We start from the raw sequence: 1,326 nt of genomic DNA on the forward strand, positions 1-1,326 counted from the left end.
ATCGTGGTTTACTTGAAAATCTTCCCAAGCAATTGCTCGTTCAAGCTCTGGCTTAACAACTTGCTCCCAAGACTTACGCTCACCGCGTCTTTGGTTTACATCATGAAAAGTAATCTCTTCAGGCTTATTAAGAACAATGACCGTGTATTGCTCGGTTATAGGGGAAGGTTCCTCCCCCTCTGTGTAGCCAATCACTCGTTCTCGAATATCTTCAGCATAGTAATGCCGGATATTCTCATCAATATCGGTTAAGGCCGTGTAGTCGGTATCAATGATCATAAATCCACCCCACTGACTTGAGAACCAGCACGAGCTTTATTCTTTGTGTAACCGTATGGAATGGCCAGCTCATGCGTACCATATAGACAAGTATCACCATTAAGGTTTATGAATGTTCCAGCACCGTCAATGATTCGAATTGTTGAATCGTCGCCCCAACCGTCACCTGTATATAGTTGAATTGTACTTACTGCATTTGAAGACTTACTTTTTATCATATTGTTTGCGTCAACATAGTAAGCAGTATAGTCCACTGGAATACTAGCCTCATTACCATTCCAAATAACGAGTCTGCCATTCAATGCACTTCCAGCAACGTCAACAAGATAAATAACACCACGCTTACGAAGCATTTGAGCACCAGTGTCAACAATTGGATTGGTGAACGGCTTGTAAACCAACTCATTCCAAGCAAAGTTTAATGAGCACTGTTGATTATTCGCAGTTTGATACCATAGAGCTTTAACTGCTGGAGAGTCATTGTTAGGGCGAGGTTTATCAAATGGCTCTACTTTTTTAAGGTCACCAACATGAATTTTACCATCATGCTGAATTGGTATATTAATCCAGTCAGATAAAGACATGCCGGCTCCACCAACACTTGAAGTTGGCACTTTGCCAATGAGAGATTCAACTAATAACGCCCCCCAAGTAATGGCATGAAACCCACCACTCTGTGCAACCGCACCTAATCCACCAGCACTATTCAACACAGGTTTGTTAGTAGAACCCTTAGTCTGTTTAGCAAAAGCTGTGTAAGTGAATGTGTATAGAATAGTTTTATCTGATGACCATCCACGGGTAGAGCCATTTAAGATTGAATTAAAGTTAGGCATTTCTCCAGAAGACCACGCGCCTGATGGAAGCTTATATATTCTAGTAGGAGTGCCTACTTTTACTTTGCGAGTAAAATCAATATCCCCAGCAGGTGCAGAGCTAGGCATGCCAGCCCAACCACCTAACCAACCATTTTTAAAAGAACCTTCATTCAAGATGACTGAAGGTTCAGCAAATAAATCTACTTGAGTGAAGTCACCTGATACAGGG

The 1,326-nt window shown here is 41.8% G+C and carries 1 protein-coding gene and 1 pseudogene; both read right to left on the minus strand.

The features are described 5' to 3' along the window. Positions 1–279 (minus strand): annotated as a pseudogene (locus IQR33_RS14360) (hypothetical protein); the annotation flags it as partial. Then, on the minus strand, positions 276–1,326 hold a 1,051-nt coding region (locus IQR33_RS14365; protein ID WP_228013903.1), incomplete at its 5' end, for a hypothetical protein. The pseudogene IQR33_RS14360 and the gene IQR33_RS14365, both read right to left, overlap by 4 nt.

This window comes from Vibrio sp. OPT46, from assembly GCF_015163535.1.
Lineage (GTDB): Bacteria > Pseudomonadota > Gammaproteobacteria > Enterobacterales > Vibrionaceae > Vibrio > Vibrio alginolyticus.